Origin of the sequence: Cognatazoarcus halotolerans, assembly GCF_009800965.1 — a bacterium.
Classification (GTDB): domain Bacteria; phylum Pseudomonadota; class Gammaproteobacteria; order Burkholderiales; family Rhodocyclaceae; genus Cognatazoarcus; species Cognatazoarcus halotolerans.
In genome coordinates, this window is sequence record NZ_WUAF01000068.1 from 1 (window position 1) to 419 (window position 419).

Here is a 419-nt window from a genome sequence, read left to right on the forward strand (position 1 = left end):
ATCTCCTGGACGTTGCTCGGATACAGCGAGGGCATGCCCACGTGCATGAGCATCGGCTCGGACTGGCTGCACAGCGAGGAGCTCTTGCAACTCGGGTCGTCGCCGGCGATCGCCAGCACGCCGCCGTTCTTGCCGATGCCGGTGTAGTTGGCGTGCTTGAGCGCATCGCCCGAGCGGTCCACGCCCGGGGCCTTGCCGTACCACATGCCGGTGACGCCATCGAACTTCTGCTTGCCGACCGTGTGCAGCATCTGGGTGCCCCACACCGCGGTGGCGGCGAGGTCCTCGTTGATGCCGTCGACGAAGTGGATGTGGTGCTCGAGCAGCAGCTTCTGCTGCTTGAGCAGCGCCGCATCGAGCATGCCCACGGGCGAGCCGCGGTAGCCCGAGACGAACATCCCGGTCTTGAGCCCGCGCCG

1 pseudogene is annotated in these 419 nt (G+C 67.1%); it reads right to left on the reverse strand.

The features are described from left to right. Positions 1 to 419: pseudogene (locus tag GQB03_RS22690) on the reverse strand (indolepyruvate ferredoxin oxidoreductase family protein); the annotation flags it as partial.